We start from the raw sequence: 17106 nt of genomic DNA, 5'->3' as shown, positions 1-17106 counted from the left end.
TCAACCTTTCGAAGAATTGAGAAGTGAGGGAATGCGTTCGATCAGGCCGCACAGGAGTGCGCCGCGGTCCACCAGGCTCTGCACCTCGATGGTCTCCTGGCGGCTGCAAATGTCGTGGCAGACGGGGCCAAGCCCGTCGAGCGTCGGTATGCCCATGGCAGCGGTGAAGTTTCCATCGGAGCCGCCGCCGGTGGGAGGAAATTCAAATACTTTCACCGATAATGCGTCGGCGACAGTCTGGGCAGCCTGCATCAATTCGCGATTCAGATCGGAAGAAAATGCCGGCCGGGTAAGCTGGCCGCTGAGTACAACGCGGACCCGCTCGTCCTTGCGGTCCCGGGCGATTCGCTCAATGGCTGCCTGTAGCTGCTCTGCTTGGGTTTGCGTGCGTGCGCGCAAATCGATGGCCATGTGGGCTTCGCCGGGTACCACTTGCCGGGCGGAACCGCCCTGGAGCACTCCCACGTTCACCACCATGCCCGCTTCAGGCTGCGAGAGCCCGTCCAGCGGCGCCACTTTCAACGCCAGTTCTCGAAGCGCGCTTACCCCTTTGTGATAATTGCTGGCGCAGTGGGCGCTGCAGCCCGTCGCATGGAGAAAATAAGCGCCCAAGGCCCCGCGCGCGGTGACGATGCCGCCGCCCGCACGGCCGGGTTCCAGAACCAGCACCACATCAGCGTCGGCGGCTTCTTCTTCGATCAGGCTGCGGCTGCCCACGCTGCCGAGTTCTTCGTCGGGCACAAAAACCCATTTGACGCTTTCAAGCGGCGTGCCGCCAAGTTCCGTCAGCGTCCGCAGTGCGTGCAGCGCCATGACGAGACCGCCCTTCATGTCGCCGACGCCCGGGCCAGTGGCTATCTCTTCCCCGATCATTTCGAAAGGCCATTCCTTGGCCGTTCCTTTTGGCCAGACCGTGTCCAGGTGACCGAGAATCAGCAAGCGTCCCGTGCCTCCATCGCGGCGTTCGGCGATGAGCATGTCGCCCCGGCCATCGACGTTTCGTCGGCGCAGTGCGAAACCTTGTTCAGCCAGGCGCTGCGCGAAGACTGCGGCCACCGCATTGACACCTTCGGCGTCATATGACCCGCTGTCGATGTTTACGATCCGTTCGAGCAAAGCAAGCATGTCGGACAATTGCGCACGCAGTCGGCTTTGGTATTCGTATAGTGGCAAGAGAAGCCTCCGGATTTGCAGTGCTTTCAGTGATGAGAAGAGCACTCTTGGTATGTATTTTTGTATTCCGTATTGTATGCAATGATATTTGTTAAGGTCTAGGTATTTTTTGCGAATTTACAGCGTACAAACTTGTCACAATGAAGCCAAACGAGTTTTTCATTGAAAAATTATCAGCTCATAATTTATTGATTTTCAATGAAAAACTTTATAAACAAAAGGAGAAATTTAGATTTTTGCCAAACATGTGCTATTGGTGAAATCCCTAGTAATTTCTGAGTTTGTAGGCAATTGCTGCATGCAGGATTTAAGGAGAAAAGTGAGTTTTTTTTGTTGTTTTCATGGATTAAGCATCAACTCAGGCGCTTGAGCTGCAAGAGCGCGATCGCATCCGTACGGAATGGGCTTTTCAAGGGCGAGAGGCGGCCGTTGAGCAATTGGGGCTCACTGTGGATGAACGGCGAGATGAAGGGCGCGCAGCGACGAAGGCTGCATTTTTCGCAGCCAGCAAGATGAAGGACGAATGAGCTCGTCAAAAAGAACAAGGGCTTACAGACCGAAATCTGTAAGCCCTTGGTTTTGTTGGTCGGGACGGCGGGATTCGAACTCGCGACCCCTTGCACCCCATGCAAGTGCGCTACCAGGCTGCGCTACGCCCCGAAACTAACGGCATGTTCGAAGCTTTTCAAAGCTTCAAAAACCCTTAGCATTTGACTGCAACTTCGCTTGCGGCGTATTTGCCGTAACGCGAAGACCGTAACTATAGCACAATATTTTTTGTTGTGGGAATGGGCCTGGCAAGCCGTTTCCGGCCGGCGCATCGGCCGCTTGGAGCAGGCGATATGGCTCATGGGCGCGCGGCGGGCGCGCCGCTATACTCTTTGCAAAAATCCAGGCATCGGGGGGAATCATGCGCACCAAGGCGGCGATGTTCAATGAACTCGAAAACCTGCTCGATGACGACCCCAGCGTGGCGCAGACCTTGCTGGGCGTGGGCAGCATGAAGCTTGCCTGCGGCATGCTGGCTGCGTTCGCCGAACTCAAGGGACTGGAGGTCGACCGGCAGGCGGTGTCCGACTTCCTGCTCGAGGTCGCCGGCATGGAGGACGACCGCAATCCCGACGAAGACAAACCGGCCAATCAAGAACCTTAGCGTACCGCCTCAAGCCAGCTGCGCCTGGGCTAGCCGCGCGAAAAGGCCGCCGGCCCGCATGAGTTCGTCGTAGCTGCCGGTTTCCACGATCCGTCCCGCGTCCATGACATAGATGCGGTTGGCTTTGAGCACCGTGCTCAGCCTGTGGGCCACCACGATGCGCGTGACCGAGAGCCTGTCCAGATGCTCGGTGATGGCGGCCTGCGTCTGGTTGTCCAGCGCGCTGGTGGCCTCGTCGAGCATCAGGATGCGCGGCTTGGAGACGATGGCTCTTGCAATCATCAGCCTTTGGCTCTGACCGCCCGACAGGGTGTCGGCGCCGTGCGAGACGGCCGTGTGCATGCCCATGGGCATGCGGTCGATGTCTTCCCCCAGGCCGGCCCGGTGCGCGGCGTCCCAGGCTTCTTGCATGGAGGCTCCCGTCATGCCGGCAATGTTGTCGAACAGCGTGCCCGACAGGGGCTTGCTGTTCTGCATGACCACGCCCATTTGCCGCCGCACCGCCACGATGTCCAGTTCCCGCAGGTCTTGCCCGTCCAGCAGTATGCCGCCGGAATCCGGCGTCTCGAAGCCCAGCAGCAGCCGCAGGAGCGTCGACTTTCCGCAGCCCGAGGGCCCGACGATGGCGATGAATTCGCCGGGCCGGGCCGTGATCGATACGTCGTCCACCGCCGGCGGCCCGTCGCTGCCGTAGCGGAACGAAACATGGTTGAACTCGACGGCGCCGGAGAGCTCGCCCGGGTCTTCCTTGCCTTCGCGGCCTTCGGTTTCGGCCCGCAAAATGGGGGCGACGCTTTGCAGCAGCGGCTGAACGGCGCTCAGCTCGCGCATGGCCCCGAGTATCTGCAGGATGCCGCCATTGAAGTGGCCGAAGGCGACGAGAAAGCCGGCGCAAGCGCCTATGGTCATGGCTTGCGGCCCACCCGCGTCGATGGACGCGCCCAGCAGCGTGAAAAGCAGCGCCAGGACGGCGAGGCCGTAGAACCCGTTCAGCAATGCCTGCAGGCTGTCGTAGCGCGTGGCGGCCAGCTGCTGCCGCTGCGCGGCGGAAAAGAGCCGCGCCCATTTTCCGAAGGCCCATATCTCCGAGGCCGACAAACGGATTTTGTCGATGCCGTTGATCAGCTGCAGCCCCAGGCCCTGCAGCTTCCCGCCGTATTCCGCCAGCGCTTTTTCCCGGTGCGCCAGCGCGCGCCCGAGCAGGAGGGCGAGGCCGGCGTAGGCCAGGGCGGCCGCCGCGGCCCAGGCGCCGGCGCGCAAGTCGTAATACAGCAGCAAGGCCAGGCTGAACGCGGCGAAAGCGCCGCTGAGGGCGGCCTGGGCCACCGCTCCGGACAGGGATTGTTCGAGGTGGTTGACGGCGCTCGCCCGCAGCGCCAGGTCGCCCGCGGAATATTCGCGGAAAAAGCGCACGGGCAGGCGCAGCAGTCGGTCGACGATGGCGGACTGCATCATGGGGCCGCCTCGGCCCCGGATGCGGCTGAAAGCGACCGAGCCGACGAACGCCATGATGAAGCCGGCCACGCCCGCCAGGCCCAGGGCGATGCCGGCATGCAGCAGCCGGCCATGATCCTGTTCGGGAAGCACGGCGTCGATCAGGTATGCCAGCATGATGGGCGCGGCCAGGCCGAGGATGCCGGCGAACAGGGCGGCCGCGGCCAGCGTCAGCAGGTCGCCGCGCGATCGCGCCGCCACGCGCCGCAGCAGCGGCGCCCAGCCCTGCGGGGCCGCGGGCAGCGGCGCGGTGAACGCCATGGCGTGCGAATCGATCATTTCCATCGCCTCGGGTCCGGACCATGTCCGCCCGCCGGTGGGGTCCGCCACCATGACGCTTTTTCCCGTCCTGGGTATGAGCGCCATGGGCCGGCCGTCGTCGCGCGCACGGCAAAGCAGGGCCGAAGCCGGTTCGGCCGCCGGGCCGGCGCGCAGCCTGACGACGCGCATGCGCAGGCCGCTGGCCTGGACGATGTCGCGCAGCGTGGGCGCCCTGCCCTCGTCGCCGCGCATGCGCTGCGCCGGCAGGCGTATGTCGAAGCCTTCATGGCGGCCGATCCATCGCATGGCCTGGATCAGCGCGGGCAGCCCATGATCGGCGTGGTCGCGTTCCGGGACGCCGCCGTCCAGTACCCCGCGCAGCTGCCGCAGGCTGCGGGTCCAGTCGCTGTCGCCGGCCTGGCGCCGCAAATGCAGGCGGTTGTATTCATCGACGTCGGACAGGCGCAGGTTCAGCGCGAGCGCGCCGGGCAGGACGTCATGCAGGGCTTGCAGGCCGGCCCACAGTTCGCCGTCCGCGGCGATCTGGGCCGTGTTTTTCGCGGCGACGGCCAGGTCCGCCGAACTCTGGATCCAGGCCGAGGGAGCCAGCGGGAACAGGCAAGCGCCGGGGCCCGGCGGGAGATCCTGCGTTCCCAGGAACCATACGGCATCCCGGGGCAGATCCAGCCAGATCACGCCGAGCGCGCTGCTGCTGCGGGTGTGGGCGGGTATGGTGCAGGCTTCGCCGGCGTGGATGGACTGGTGGATGAGGGGGCTGGGCGAGGCCCAGCGCGCCAGGCCTTCGGTCAATGCGCTTATCCACCGGTCGATGGGCGGGGCGAGCTCGTCCGGCCCATCGACCCGGGCGCAGAAATCGCGCAGGGCGCCGCAAGACAGGCGATGAATGCGGGTATCCGCGTGCGGCACCGCCAGCAGGCCCAGCCCGGCGCGGGTCCATTCGGGATGATCCAGCCCGAACAGCAGCGTGTCGGGCCCGACGGACGCCAGATGCCGCCGGGCGCCATGGGCGCCGTCCTTGCCGATTTCGGTGATGAACAGCTCGATGCGGCCGCGCTCGAGCCACCAGCATTCGTCCGCCGCATTCAGCAGGAAGGATTGATTGCCGCCGACCACGCATGCTTTGCCGGCGGCTCGCAGCAAGGCATGCAGGCCGCCGTGCGCGTCTTGCGACGCGGAGTGTTCAATATTCGACGAGTCCACGGTATGCGCCTTCCATCCGCATCAGCTGTTCATGCGTTCCGCGTTCCACGATTCTGCCCTGGTGCAGCACGAGTATCTGATCGCAATCCCGTATCGTGCTCAAGCGGTGGGCAATGATGATGCAGGTGCAGCCGCGCCGCCGCAGATTGGTGATGATGGCTTGTTCCGTGACGGTGTCCAGCGCGCTGGTCGCTTCGTCCAGAATCAGCACGCTGGGATTGCCGGCCAAGGCGCGCGCGATCTCCAGCCGCTGGCGTTGCCCGCCGCTGAAGTTGCGGCCGTTTTCTTCCACGGGCCCGTCGTAGCCGCCGCGCCGCGACATGATCACGTCGTGGATCATGGCGTCTTTGGCCGCCTGCACGATCTGGTCGATGGGCAGCGTGGCGTCCCACAGCGACAGGTTGTCGCGCACCGTGCCTTCGAAAAGGACGATGTCCTGGTCCACGACGGACAGCGATTGGCGCAACAGGGCGCGCGGAATGTCGGCGATGGGCCTGCCGTCGAAGGACAGGTCGCCGTCCCAGGGCGCCAGCATGCCGGACAGCACGCGGGCGATCGTGCTTTTCCCGCTGCCCGACGGCCCGACGATGGCGATGCGCGCGCCGGCCGGGATGTCCAGGTCCAGTTGCTGGATCAAGGGCGGATCCAGGGGGGAATAGCCCACCGTCACCTGCCGCAGGCCGATCCGACCGCTGAGCCGCAACGCCTGCCGCGTGGCGCCCGGCGTGTCGACGCTCGGCGCGAATTCCTTGGCGACGGGATGGCGCAAGGTGTCGTCGATCTGCGCCAGCGGGCCGCGGGCGCCGTGCACCGCCCGGGCGACGGCCATCAGCTCCTGCATGGGGAAGGGCAGCAGGCCCAGGACGACCATGAAGGCGACCAGCATGCCCACCGACATTCCGCCCTGGATGACGTAGGCTCCGCCCATGGACAGCACCAATGCCGCGGATATGGCGGCCGTGAGCACGGGCAGCGCGTCCGCCAGGGCCTGGCGCCGCGCCGCGCCTTGCCGGGCGTTGGCGAGCAGCGCCTGCAGGCCGGACCAGCGGGAAAAGAACAGGTCGTCGGCGCCGGTGGCCTTCAGGGTTTCGATGGATTGGATGCCCTGCATGAGTTCGCCCTCCATTTTCATGGCTTGCAGCGCCTGCTGCTGCGCCGCGTCGCCGAGGCGATGCTGCAGCATGGCGAACAGCGCCGCGTTCAACGCCGCGATCAGCAGGCACAGGGCTGCCAGGGGCGGGTGGTATTGCAGCATGAGAACGGAGAAAAAAGCCAGCGCGCTGAGGCTGAGGATGAGCCTGGCCGCATAATGCGATGCGAACCGGGCGATCTGTTCGGCCAGCGGGAGCCGGGCGCTGATCATGCCGCCATGGCGCTGGCTGAAGAAACTGGAAGGCAGCCGCAATATGTGCCAGGCCAGCCGGCTGCCCAGCACCAGGCTCAGCTTGACGTGCAAGCGCGCCAGCAGCCGCGCGCGCAGCCAGTACAGCGCACCCGCGAGCGCGCCGGCCGCCAGGGCGGCGAGCACGAGCGCATCCAGCCAGCCGGGCGGATTCCCGAGCAGAGGGTAGTCGACGAAGATCCGGTTGAGCGCCGGCCCCAGCATGGCGAAGCCCCCGAGCAGCGCGCTGCAGACGGCCGCCGCCCAAAGCGCCGTGCCGGATCCCCGGGTGGTGTCCAGCAGCGTGCGCAGAACGCCGCGGGGCGTGCCTTGCCTGCGGAATTCCGGCCCCGGGGCGAATACCAGGGCGATGCCGCTGAACATGGCGTCGAATTCTTCCCGCCCGACCCGGCGGCGCCCCACCGCGGGGTCGTTCAGCTGAAAGCCGTCGCCCCTGCGGCCTTCCAGGACCACGAAGTGATTCATGTCGACGAACAGGATGGCGGGCAGCGGTATGTGCGCGAGATCCGCCGGTTCGAGCCGCATGCCCTTGGCGTCCAGGCCCAGCGAGCGCGCGGCTTTCAGTATGTTGACCGCCTTGCTGCCGTCGCGCGATACGCCGCACAGCATGCGCAGCTGCTCGAGCGATTCCCATCTTCCGTGGTGGGCCAGGACCATGGCGAGGGCGGCGGCGCCGCACTCGCTGGCTTCCATTTGCAGGATGGTGGGCGTCCTGCGGATCCGGCTCGCATCGCTCTTGCCCATGGTCATTGCGCGGCCCGGGGCGTCGGCCCGAGCAGGCGGTCGAGCACGGGCAGGACCAGGCTGGCGATGCGCCGCCGTTCGATGATGAGGCTGGCGGTCGCCATGGTTCCGGCGTCGATGGCGGCGTCCGGGCCGCGCCCCGATGACCAGAGATAGCCGCCGCCCGCGCCGGGCGCGCGCCGGAGCTGGATCTCGACCTCGAAGGGCGCGCCTTCGCGCAGCAAGGTATCGACCAGGGTCGCATTGTTGAGGCGCCGCATGATGCCCTCGCGGCTGGAAGGAATGCGCCCGACCTTGGCCACGGTTCCGTAAATGAAGCCGTCTTTCTGGGGCAGGACGGTGGACGGCATGACTTGCGCATCCATGCCTTCATGGATCTTCTTGCCGTCGCGGTTGGAGACGAAGACGAAGGCGCGCAAGCCGCCTTGATCGCCGGCGGGGTCGGCAAGCAGGCGCATGACGGTCTGTCCGGGATGGACAAGGTCGCCGGGGTTGACGCCGATTTCAACGGCCGTGCCGGCGGTCGGCGCGACGACGACGCGGTTTCGTTCGTGTTCGCGCTCGAAGTTGGCCAGTTCGCGTTCCAGGGTTTCGGCGCGCAGGCGCGCATCGTGGACCCGGATGGGGTCGGCGTCCTGGCGGCGCAGGGTGTCGAGCAGGCCGCGGACCCCGTGCAGTTCCGCCTGCTTGGCTTCGATCGCGTCGACCGCGGCGGGCCGGCTGATCGTGGCCACGGCTTGCCCGGCGTCGACGTGCCGGCCTTCGGAGACCAGGATGCGTTCTATCTGCCCGCCGCCGGGGGCGCTGATGACGGCGACGCCGCTGGCGGAGAGAATGATGCCTTGCCCATGGACTTTGACCGGCGCGAAGGAGACGAGGCTCCAGGCGGCCAGCGCGACGACGGCGAGCAGGACGGCGGCGATGCCCGCGGCGTGCGCCGGACGGATCAGTTGCAGGGATTGGTCAAGCTGATCCGGGCCGGCAGTGTGTTCGAGCGCTTCCGGGCGGAACAGCTTGTTCATGCCATATTGGGTCGGAACAGGCTGAGAAATTGCTGGAGTTCGCTGGACGGGCCGTAGCCCTTGCTGACGCCGCCCGCGATGCCAAGCAACTGGGCGTCGTCGAGCACGGCCCCGCGCAGCGGCGGCGCGGCTTCCGGCGGGTGGTCCAGCATCATGCCCAGCGCGCTGGCGGCGTCGGCCGCGAACCGGACGTTCACGCCCTTGGGCACTTGTATGCCCAGCGCATTCAGGGCCGCGTGGGTGTCCCGCTTGACCAGCGCATGGAAGTCGGAATCCTGGTGGAAACGCTGGGCGAGCTGGCAGAGCGCATTGTCGGAGGGTGTGGCATCTTGCAGCATCGCGGCTCCCGGGTGATTGGACATGCGCGTGACGGACTCTTTTCACATGCCTTTGTTATATTGATTCAATTGTAGCGAAGAACTGTATCCAACGGTAATTGAGTTTTTATGGCAACGCCCAAGAAAAAATTGTTGATCGTGGCGGATGATCATCCACGCATACGCCAGGCGCTGGAAGACATCATCAGGGAATTGCACGGGTACACCACTCTCTATACCTCCGCGCAGCCGCGCGAGCTGCTGGCCTTGGCCGAGCGCCGCCTGGAGCACACCGAAGATTTGATGGTGGCCGATGTCTCCCTGCCCGAAGGCGCCCCGGCCACGCCAGCCGCCGCTTCGGGCGCCGATACGCCGCTTATGGTGGTGTCGATGCAGGAAAGAGGCATCACGGCCAACTGGTTCGTCGCGATCGACGACGAACGTGGCGCGGGCGCCACGACTTCACGCATCCAGGCGGCACTCGAGCAGCGCAAGCTGATCATGGAGATCATCCAGAGCCTGAACAGCGATGTCGCGGATCAGGAAAGCCGCATACAGGAGCCGATGTCGCAGGTGCCGAGCGCGCAGGATCTCACGCGGCTGGGCATTACCTTGCGGCAGGCGGAGGTATTGGTGCTGCTGGCCGATGGGCTTACGAACAAGGAAATCGCCCGCAAGCTGGATGTGTCGGAATGGACGGTGAGGCATCATGTGAGCTCCATCCTGGAGCGCCTGGAGGTCGGCAACCGCGGCAAGGCGGCGATTTTCGCCCGGAGGCTGGCGCAAGCGGGGGTTTGAGCCGCCGTCTCTCAGCCCACCTGGAACTCCGATTCGGGGTAGCGCACCCGGCTGCGTTTCTGAGTCGCCAGGCTATAGACCAGCGTCAGGGGCCCGATGCGGCCCACGAACATCAGGACCGCCACCAGCACCTGGCTGGGAGTGGTCAAATGCGGCGTGAAATCGCGGCTGAGCCCCGTCGTGCTCACCGCCGACACCACCTCGAACAGAATCGTGATGAAAGGCGCCTGCTCGAAAATGCTCATCAGCAGCGTGCCCGTGAAAATCAGCGCGCTCGTCACAAAAAGCAGCGCCAGGGACTTCTGCACGGTGTCCGGCGCGATCGAACGCTTGAACAGCACCACCTCCTTGCGGTGGAAAATATACGAATACACCGCCGCCAGCAGCACGATGAAAGTGCCCACCTTGATGCCGCTCGCCGTGCTCAGCGAACCGCCGCCGATGAACATCAACAGCATCAGCACCAAAGTCGTGCTGTCACGCAGCTGGGTGATGTCTATGCTGGTGAAGCCCGCCGTGCGCGCCGTCACGCTCTGCATCCACGCGGCCAGCGCCTGCCCGTGCAGGGGCAGGGCGCCCAGGGTGGCCGTATTGTTGAATTCCAGCAGCCAGATCGCGGCAAAGCCCGCCAGGTTCAGCGCCAGGGTCGCCACCAGCATCAGCTTGGTGTAGGGCATGAGCGTGGCCCAGCGTTTTTTATGCGAGACGTCGCTGAGCACCGAGAAGCCGATGCCGCCCAGGATGATGCTGCCCGTGATCACGAAAATGGTCACAGGATCATCCACGAAGTGGGCCAGGCTGAAAGGAAAGAGCGACAGCCCCGAATTGTTGAAGGCGGCTATCGTATGGAAGACCGCCTGGGATGCGGCGGTGGGCAGCGGGAATTCCCGCCACCACCACAGCGTCAGCACGATCGCGGCGGCGCCTTCTATGCATAGCGAGATCTTGATGACCGACAAGGCCGTGCGCTGGATCTTCGAGACGCTGGTCTGGTTGAACGCTTCCAGCGCCAGCGCCTGATGCTGCAGGCTCATCTTCTTGCCCAGCGTGATGGCCGCCAGCACCGCGAAAGTGACGAAACCCAGGCCGCCCAGCTGCACGAGCGAGATCAGCACGATTTGCCCGAAGGCGGTAAGCGTGGCGCTCGGATCGAAAATCGTCAGGCCGGTGACCGTCACCGCCGAAGTCGCCATGAAGAAGGCTTCGAACAGGCCGATGGGTTCCCGCTGCGAGAACGGCAGGCTGAACAGCGCGGTGCCCAGCAGGATCAGCGCGAAGAAGCCCGCGGCCAGGATGACGGGCGGGCTGGCACGCAGCATGCCCGTGCGTTTGATGCGCTTATAAGTATGATAGCCCTGCAGGGGCAGCCAATTACGCATGAATGTCAGACGAGCTTGGGCGCAATGGTTTTCAATGCCGATAGCTGGCCCAGCAGCACGAGCACGTCTTTGGCGTGCAGGGCGAAGTCGCCGGGAGGATGAACGGTGACTTGGGTCCTGCGCTTCACCAGCAAGGCGTGCAGCGATTCCTTCCCGTCTTTCAGCACCTGGTTCAAGGGCACGCCTTCGAGGTGTTCGCTGACGTCGATTTCCACGACGAATTCGCCGTTCCCGATGGAAATGTAGTCGTTCACCATGGGATAGCTCAGGGCCTGCGCCACGCGTATGCCCATTTCCTCTTCGGGGTGAATGATGCGGTCCACGCCCAGCTTGCTCAGGATAAGGTGCTGGGCATGCGAGGTCGCCTTGACCCATATGGGCTGTATGCCCAGCGATTTCAGGTGGACCACGCACAGCAGGCTGGCCTGGACGTCTTCGCCGATGGCCACCAGGATCACGTCGTAGTTGCTCAGGCCCAGCTCTTCGAGCGCGGCGCGGTCGGAGACGTCGGCGATGACGGCGTGCGTGATCTGGTCGGCGTGCTTGTCGATGACCTTGGGGTCGGTGTCCACGCCGAGCACGGAATGCCCCATTTTCATGAGTTCAAGAGAGGCGGCCGAGCCGAAGCGGCCCAATCCGATCACGGCGAACTGTCCCATGGATTCCACTCAAAAATGCTTGGTGACAAATAGCCTCATACGATAGCCGGATTGCGAAATTAACTCAAATTCTGGTAAAAACCCTTATAGACATATGAATTGTCCTTTACACTGTGTGGTTTTCCGGTGTGTTTACGGTCGATGCGGCCTGGAATCATTCAATCGTGATGAATATGGCAAGTTTGTTTGACCCCTTGGCTTTGGGGGCGGTAACACTGAAGAACCGGGTCGTGATGGCGCCGCTGACGCGCAACCGCGCTTCCGAAGGCAGAGTCCCCAATGACTTGATGCGCATGTACTACGCGCAGCGCGCAACGGCCGGCCTGATCCTGTCAGAAGCCACGTCGGTCTCGCGCCAAGGAGTGGGCTACCCCGCGACGCCGGGGATATGGTGCAGCGCCCAGGTGGAAGGCTGGAAAAAGATCACCCGCGCCGTCCATGAAAAAGACGGAAAGATCTTCCTTCAGCTATGGCATGTGGGGCGCGTGTCCGACCCGGAATACCTGAACGGGGAAATCCCCGTGGCGCCCAGCGCCATCGCCTGCGAAGGCAACGTCAGCCTGATCCGGCCCAAGCGCCCGTACGTCGTGCCGCGCGCGCTGCACATCGAGGAAATCCCCGGCATCGTCAACGATTTCGCGGAGGCGGCGCGCAATGCCTGGGAAGCCGGTTTCGACGGCGTCGAGATCCATGCCGCCAACGGCTATCTCATCGACCAGTTCCTGCATGACGGCAGCAATCACCGGAACGACGAGTATGGCGGCCCGATCGAGCACCGCGCCCGCCTGCTGCTCGAGATCGTGGACGCATGCATAGGCGTGCTCGGCGCGGGCAGGGTGGGCGTGCATCTGTCTCCGCGGGGCGACGCCCATTCCATGTCGGACTCCGATCCCCGCGCTTTGTTTTCCTATGTGGCCGGCGCCCTGGGCAGCCGGGAAATCGCTTTCCTGTGCCTGCGCGAGCGCCTGGGCGATGACAGCCTCATGCCCGAGATCCGCCGCTTGTTCGGCGGTCCCGTGATCGCGAACGAAGGCTACGGGCTGTCGACCGCGCAAAGCGTCGTCTCCGGCGGCTTGGCCGATGCGGTGGCTTTCGGGAAGCTTTTCATCGCCAACCCCGACCTGGTCGCGCGCTTCAAGACCGGGGCGCCGCTGAATGAATGGGATGCGGCGACCTTCTATACCGAGGGCAGCAGAGGCTACACGGATTATCCCTGCCTGGGCGGCGCGCCTTCTCTGCTGAAAGAGGCGTGTTCTTGAAGCGCCGCACAAAAAGCTTTCCCGCCGCGCTCAAGGCGTGCTAACTTTTGGTCATGGGCCGATACGCGGTTCCCGGCTTCTTCGAAGGGGGATCGGGCAAGGCGTTCATTTTCAGGAGATGGTGTGAAAGCGCTAGCAGTGAGTTTGGGAGTGGCGGTCTGCCTGTCGGGATGCGCGATGGGCATACAGAAGGGGGCGGATTCTCCCAGTGTGAGCTACACGGTTCCGCGCAATTACCAGACGGTATACCTTCGCGTCCAGAATCAGGCTGGCGAGTGTTTGCGGGGCAAGGGCCATTACGATGTCTATGCGGAGGTCGATCCCGCGATGCAGACGGGGTTGGTGGCGGTGCGCAGTCCTTTGGGCGCCGAGGTGGCGCGCACGGAGATCAAGGCTGTGGATGCCCGCAATACGCAGGTGACCCATACCGTTTGGGGCCATAGCCCCTGGGACGGCTCCGCGCTGAGCGCCATGCGGCAGTCGGTGATGATCGATACGTCGGTTTGCGTGGCTTATAAATAGGTCGTTGCTTCCGGGCGCTCGGGGGGCGGCCCCTGGCCGCACCCCGCGTCAAAGCCGCGCTTTCACCTGGGCCGATACGGCCGACATATCGGCGCGGCCGGCGAGCGCGGCCTTTACGATCGCCATGACCTTGCCCATGGCGGCGCCGCCGCCGGCGCCCTGGGCTTGCACCTCGGCGATGGCCGCGGCGATCGCGGCCTCGATCTCGTCCGGCGTGGCGGCCTGGGGAAGGAATTCCTGCAGCACGGCCATTTCGGCCTTCTCCTGCTCGGCGGTCTCCGTGCGGCCGGCTTGTTCGAACGCGGCGATCGATTCCCGGCGCTGCTTCACCTGTTTCTCGATGATCGCGGTGATGTCCGCATCGCTGAGTTCGCGCCGGTCATCGACCTCTTTTTGCTTGATCGCGGCCTGCAGCAGGCGCAACGTGCCCAGACGGGCGGAATCCTTCGCGCGCATCGCGGCTTTCACGGCGTCGGCGAGCTGGGGCTTGAGCGTGTTGCTCATGGCGGCATCCTGGATAAAAGACTTATTTTAATGGAAGTCGCGGCTGCGGGTCGGAAGGCTGCCCAACAGCGGGCTCAAGTCCACCAGCCGATTGGCCAGCAGATGGGCGGTGCCGTCCCGGCGCTGCCAGACCCCATAGACCCCCATCAGCTTGGAATGCACCAGCTCGGTGCGCTGGCGCTGCGCCAGGCCGGCGTGGACGATCACATTGACGTTGCCGGTTTCATCTTCGAGCGTGACGAAGACGGTCCCCTTGGCCGTGCCGGGACGCTGCCGGCCCGTCACGATGCCGCAGGCCCTGGCCAGGCGGCGGTCGGGGTAGTCCCGCCGCAGCGTTTCCGTGGTTTCGAAGCGCCGCTCGGACAGCTCGCGGCGCAGCAGCGACAGGGGATGCCGGCCCAGGGTCAAGCCCATGGACCGGTAGTCCGCGACGATTTCCTCTCCCTCGCCGGGCATGGGCAGCTGCAGCGGGTCGCCGTCCCGCAGCGGGGCATCGCGCAGCAGGCCTTTCTGGATCGGCATGGCGGCTTGCCAGCGGGCCTGGCGGCGATGGCCGCTCAAAAAGCGCAGGGCGCCGGCAGCGGCCAGCGCGTCGATGTCCCGGCGTTCGAGATCCGCCCGGGCGGCCAGATCGTGAAGGTCGGCATAGGGCCGCGCCAGGCGTTCGGCCTGGATGCGCAAGCCGGTGCCGCGGGCCAGGCTCTTGACCAGATTCAGCCCCAGTCTGACGGCGGGCCTGGCCGAGGGATCCGGCGGCCCGCCGGATGCGGGCGGCGCCGGGGGTTCCAGCGTGGCGTCCCAATCGCTGTGCATGATGTCGACGGGCAATACCTGGACGCCGTGGCGCCTGGCGTCCTGCACCAGCTGGCTGGGCGAATAGAAACCCATGGGCTGCGAGTTGAGCAATGCCGCCAGGAAGGCCTCGGGCTCGCGGTGCTTGAGCCAGGCGCTGAGGTAGGCGAGCTTGGCGAAGCTGGCCGAGTGGCTTTCCGGAAAGCCGTATTCGCCGAAGCCTTCGATCTGGCGGAAGATGCCTTCCGCGAACACCTTGTCGCAACCGTGCTCTTGCAGGCCCTGGATCAGGCGTTCGCGGAAATGCTCCACGCCGCCCCGGCGGCGCCAGGCGGCCATCGAGCGCCTGAGCTCGTCGGCTTCGTCGGCGCTGAAACCCGCGCCGACCATGGCGATCTGCATGGCCTGCTCCTGGAAAATGGGCACGCCCAAAGTGCGTTCCAGGACTTTGTCGATCTCGGGCGTGAGCTTGGCGGCCTCCTCCAGCCCCTGCCTGCGGCGCAGATAGGGATGGACCATGCCGCCCTGTATGGGGCCGGGGCGCACGATGGCGACCTGCACGACGAGGTCGTAGAATTTTTCGGGCCTGAGCCTGGGCAGCATGCTCATTTGCGCGCGCGATTCGATCTGGAATACGCCGATCGTGTCGGCGCGCGCGATCATGCCGTAGGTATCATCGTCATGCGGGGGAATGTCGTCCAGGGCAAAGGGCCGGCCGCGGCGCTGCGACACCAGGGCAAGGCAGCGCCGCAGGGCGCTCAGCATGCCCAGGGCCAGGACATCGACCTTCATCATGCCCATGGCGTCCAGGTCGTCCTTGTTCCATTGAACGATGCTGCGATCGGGCATGGCGGCGTTCTCTATGGGCACCATGCGGCATAGTTTGTCGCGGCCGATGACGAAGCCGCCGGGATGCTGGGAAAGATGCCGGGGGAAGTCGAGCATCTGGCCGACCAGGCTGCACCATAGCTTGGCCGGGTGCGAGTCCGCCGGCAAGCCGTGCTGGGCCATTTTATCCAGCAGGTGGTGGGAGCCGTCCCAGTATTTGCATGATTTCGCGACGCCGTCGATCAGCTCGGCGGGCAGTCCCAGGGCCTTGCCGGTGTCGCGCAGCACGCTGCGGGTGCGATAGGTGCTGACCACCGCGGTCAGGGCGGCCCGGTGGCGGCCGTATTTGTCGTAGATGTATTGAATGACTTCTTCGCGCCGCTGGTGTTCGAAGTCGACGTCGATGTCGGGCGGTTCTTTGCGCGCCTGGCTGATGAAGCGGGCGAAGAGGGCGTTGCCGCTTTCCGGGTCGACTTCGGTGATGCCCAGGCAATAGCAGACGGCGGAATTGGCGGCCGAGCCCCGGCCCTGGCACAGGATGTTTTTGGATCTGGCAAACTGGACGATGTTGTAGACGGTCAGGAAGTAAGGCTCGTATTGCAGGGTGGCGATGATGGCCAGTTCGCTTTCCAGCTGGCTGTGGACCTTGTCGCTGACGCCGTCGGGATAGCGCCGGCGGGCGCCCGCCAGGGTTTCCTGGCGCAGATAGGCGGAAGGGCTCATGCCGGCGGGGACGATTTCACGGGGGTATTCATAGCGGATTTCGTCCAGGCTGAACAGGCACAGCCGGCTGATGAAAAGGGTTTCGGCCAGCGCCTCGGGCGGGTAGGCCTGCATCAGCCGCATGCGGCTGCGCAGATAGTGTTCCGCATTCTGTTTGAGCGCGTAGCCGCAAGCCTGTATGGGCGTCTTCAGGCGGATCGCGGCCAGCGTGTCGTGCAGGGGCTGGCGCGAGCGCAAGTCCATTTCCGCCTGGCCGGCCGCCGTCAGCCGTATGCCGAAGCGCTGCGCGGCCTGCGCCAGCGTGGCCTGGTGCCGGCTGTCGGCATGGTGGTGGTGCAAGGTCAACCCCAGCCACAGCCGCCCCGGAAAAGCCGGCAGCAGGCGGGACAGCTGCCGGTGGAGTTCGGCGGGGTCGGGGTCGTAGCCGGGCTTGAATATGGCCAGGCAATCGGGCAGGTTCTTCAGGTGCTCGGAGCCGGCGGGAGGGTCGGTGATGTCGCGCAGGCTGAGCTGGTACTGGCCTTTTTCGCTGCGCCTGCGCGCCAGGGTGATGAATTCCGACAAGTCGCCATAGCCTTTCTTGTTGCGGGCCAGGACGATGATCTCCATGCCTTCGATGAGGAAGCGGCTGCCGATGATCAGCTTGAGCTGCTGTTTCTTGGCCTCGGTATGCGCGCGGACCACGCCGGCCAGCGAGCATTCGTCGCTCAGCGCCAGCGCCTGGTAGCCCAGGTGGGCGGCCCTGGCGACCAGTGCCTCGGGGTGCGCGGCGCCTTTCAGGAAGGAAAAATTGGAAATGCAATCCAGCTCGGCATACTCGGCGAGCAGGGAGGGGGCGTCCGTGGTCTTCATGGC

Annotated in this window: 13 protein-coding genes and 1 tRNA gene; 4 read left to right on the top strand and 10 right to left on the bottom strand. The window is 64.9% G+C overall.

Translation table 11 applies throughout. From position 1 onward, the window contains the following. Window positions 1-1173, bottom strand: coding sequence for a M20 family metallopeptidase (locus H0A72_RS18900; protein ID WP_180158056.1), 1173 nt, complete (start codon window positions 1171-1173; stop codon window positions 1-3). Window positions 1174-1756: 583 nt separating this feature from the next. Then, window positions 1757-1833 (bottom strand) — tRNA-Pro (locus tag H0A72_RS18895). 250 nt (window positions 1834-2083) lie between these two features. On the opposite strand from H0A72_RS18895, the gene H0A72_RS18890 reads away from it, so the two are divergent. Beyond that, entirely contained in the window at window positions 2084-2326 is a 243-nt protein-coding gene (locus tag H0A72_RS18890) for a hypothetical protein (protein ID WP_180158055.1), read from the top strand. A gap of 9 nt (window positions 2327-2335) precedes the next feature. On the opposite strand, the gene H0A72_RS18885 is transcribed toward H0A72_RS18890, so the two are convergent. The 4 genes from H0A72_RS18885 to H0A72_RS18870 are packed head-to-tail and all read right to left on the bottom strand — an operon-like array spanning window position 2336 to window position 8832. Then, the gene (locus H0A72_RS18885) at window positions 2336-5302 is read right to left on the bottom strand and encodes an NHLP bacteriocin export ABC transporter permease/ATPase subunit (RefSeq protein WP_180158054.1); all 2967 of its coding nucleotides are present in this window, start codon (window positions 5300-5302) and stop codon (window positions 2336-2338) included. Beyond that, window positions 5283-7448: an NHLP family bacteriocin export ABC transporter peptidase/permease/ATPase subunit gene (locus H0A72_RS18880; protein WP_218953398.1), complete on the bottom strand. Its 2166-nt coding sequence runs from the start codon at window positions 7446-7448 to the stop codon at window positions 5283-5285. Before H0A72_RS18880 ends, H0A72_RS18885 begins: the two co-directional genes overlap by 20 nt. 2 nt (window positions 7449-7450) lie before the next feature. Beyond that, window positions 7451-8470, bottom strand: coding sequence for an NHLP bacteriocin system secretion protein (locus tag H0A72_RS18875; RefSeq protein ID WP_180158052.1), 1020 nt, complete (start codon window positions 8468-8470; stop codon window positions 7451-7453). Then, window positions 8467-8832 carry a hypothetical protein gene (locus H0A72_RS18870; RefSeq protein WP_180158051.1) on the bottom strand — a complete coding sequence of 122 codons (366 nt, stop codon included), beginning with the start codon at window positions 8830-8832 and terminating at the stop codon, window positions 8467-8469. Before H0A72_RS18870 ends, H0A72_RS18875 begins: the two co-directional genes overlap by 4 nt. A gap of 84 nt (window positions 8833-8916) precedes the next feature. Between H0A72_RS18870 and H0A72_RS18865 the strand changes: the two genes are divergently transcribed. Next, window positions 8917-9585: a response regulator transcription factor gene (locus H0A72_RS18865; protein ID WP_180158050.1), complete on the top strand. Its 669-nt coding sequence runs from the start codon at window positions 8917-8919 to the stop codon at window positions 9583-9585. An 11-nt stretch (window positions 9586-9596) separates the two neighbouring features. Here the strand turns inward: H0A72_RS18865 and H0A72_RS18860 are convergent, their stop codons facing one another. Both H0A72_RS18860 and H0A72_RS18855 read right to left on the bottom strand, forming a co-directional pair. Then, window positions 9597-10964 (bottom strand): TrkH family potassium uptake protein, encoded by a 1368-nt coding sequence (locus H0A72_RS18860; RefSeq protein ID WP_180158049.1) that lies wholly within the window; start codon window positions 10962-10964, stop codon window positions 9597-9599. A gap of 5 nt (window positions 10965-10969) precedes the next feature. Then, entirely contained in the window at window positions 10970-11623 is a 654-nt protein-coding gene (locus tag H0A72_RS18855; protein ID WP_180158118.1) for a potassium channel family protein, read from the bottom strand. Window positions 11624-11796: 173 nt separating this feature from the next. Here H0A72_RS18855 and H0A72_RS18850 point away from each other — a divergent pair, with 173 nt between their 5' ends. Together H0A72_RS18850 and H0A72_RS18845 are read left to right on the top strand one after the other, a co-directional pair. Then, window positions 11797-12882, top strand: a complete 1086-nt coding sequence (locus tag H0A72_RS18850; RefSeq protein WP_180158048.1) for an alkene reductase — start codon at window positions 11797-11799, stop codon at window positions 12880-12882. A 123-nt stretch (window positions 12883-13005) separates the two neighbouring features. Further along, entirely contained in the window at window positions 13006-13404 is a 399-nt protein-coding gene (locus tag H0A72_RS18845; RefSeq protein ID WP_180158047.1) for a BPTD_2524 family lipoprotein, read from the top strand. Between the two features lie 48 nt (window positions 13405-13452). Here H0A72_RS18845 and H0A72_RS18840 read toward each other — a convergent pair whose 3' ends face one another. Both H0A72_RS18840 and H0A72_RS18835 read right to left on the bottom strand, forming a co-directional pair. Then, window positions 13453-13908, bottom strand: a complete 456-nt coding sequence (locus tag H0A72_RS18840; RefSeq protein WP_180158046.1) for a GatB/YqeY domain-containing protein — start codon at window positions 13906-13908, stop codon at window positions 13453-13455. A gap of 27 nt (window positions 13909-13935) precedes the next feature. Then, window positions 13936-17103 (bottom strand): error-prone DNA polymerase, encoded by a 3168-nt coding sequence (locus H0A72_RS18835; RefSeq protein ID WP_180158045.1) that lies wholly within the window; start codon window positions 17101-17103, stop codon window positions 13936-13938. Window positions 17104-17106: the final 3 nt, after the last annotated feature.

Source organism: Parapusillimonas granuli, from assembly GCF_013416525.1.
Taxonomy (GTDB): Bacteria; Pseudomonadota; Gammaproteobacteria; order Burkholderiales; family Burkholderiaceae_B; genus Parapusillimonas; species Parapusillimonas granuli.
This window is presented reverse-complemented; position numbering and strand designations above follow the sequence as displayed.

Coding starts and splice junctions, on each gene's coding strand:
- H0A72_RS18860 (WP_180158049.1), bottom strand. CDS start 10,964: ATGCGTAATTGGCTGCCCCTGCAGGGCTATCATACTTATAAGCGCATC.
- H0A72_RS18865 (WP_180158050.1), top strand. CDS start 8,917: ATGGCAACGCCCAAGAAAAAATTGTTGATCGTGGCGGATGATCATCCA.
- H0A72_RS18835 (WP_180158045.1), bottom strand. CDS start 17,103: ATGAAGACCACGGACGCCCCCTCCCTGCTCGCCGAGTATGCCGAGCTG.
- H0A72_RS18855 (WP_180158118.1), bottom strand. CDS start 11,623: ATGGGACAGTTCGCCGTGATCGGATTGGGCCGCTTCGGCTCGGCCGCC.
- H0A72_RS18850 (WP_180158048.1), top strand. CDS start 11,797: ATGGCAAGTTTGTTTGACCCCTTGGCTTTGGGGGCGGTAACACTGAAG.
- H0A72_RS18890 (WP_180158055.1), top strand. CDS start 2,084: ATGCGCACCAAGGCGGCGATGTTCAATGAACTCGAAAACCTGCTCGAT.
- H0A72_RS18840 (WP_180158046.1), bottom strand. CDS start 13,908: ATGAGCAACACGCTCAAGCCCCAGCTCGCCGACGCCGTGAAAGCCGCG.
- H0A72_RS18875 (WP_180158052.1), bottom strand. CDS start 8,470: ATGAACAAGCTGTTCCGCCCGGAAGCGCTCGAACACACTGCCGGCCCG.
- H0A72_RS18870 (WP_180158051.1), bottom strand. CDS start 8,832: ATGTCCAATCACCCGGGAGCCGCGATGCTGCAAGATGCCACACCCTCC.
- H0A72_RS18880 (WP_218953398.1), bottom strand. CDS start 7,448: ATGGGCAAGAGCGATGCGAGCCGGATCCGCAGGACGCCCACCATCCTG.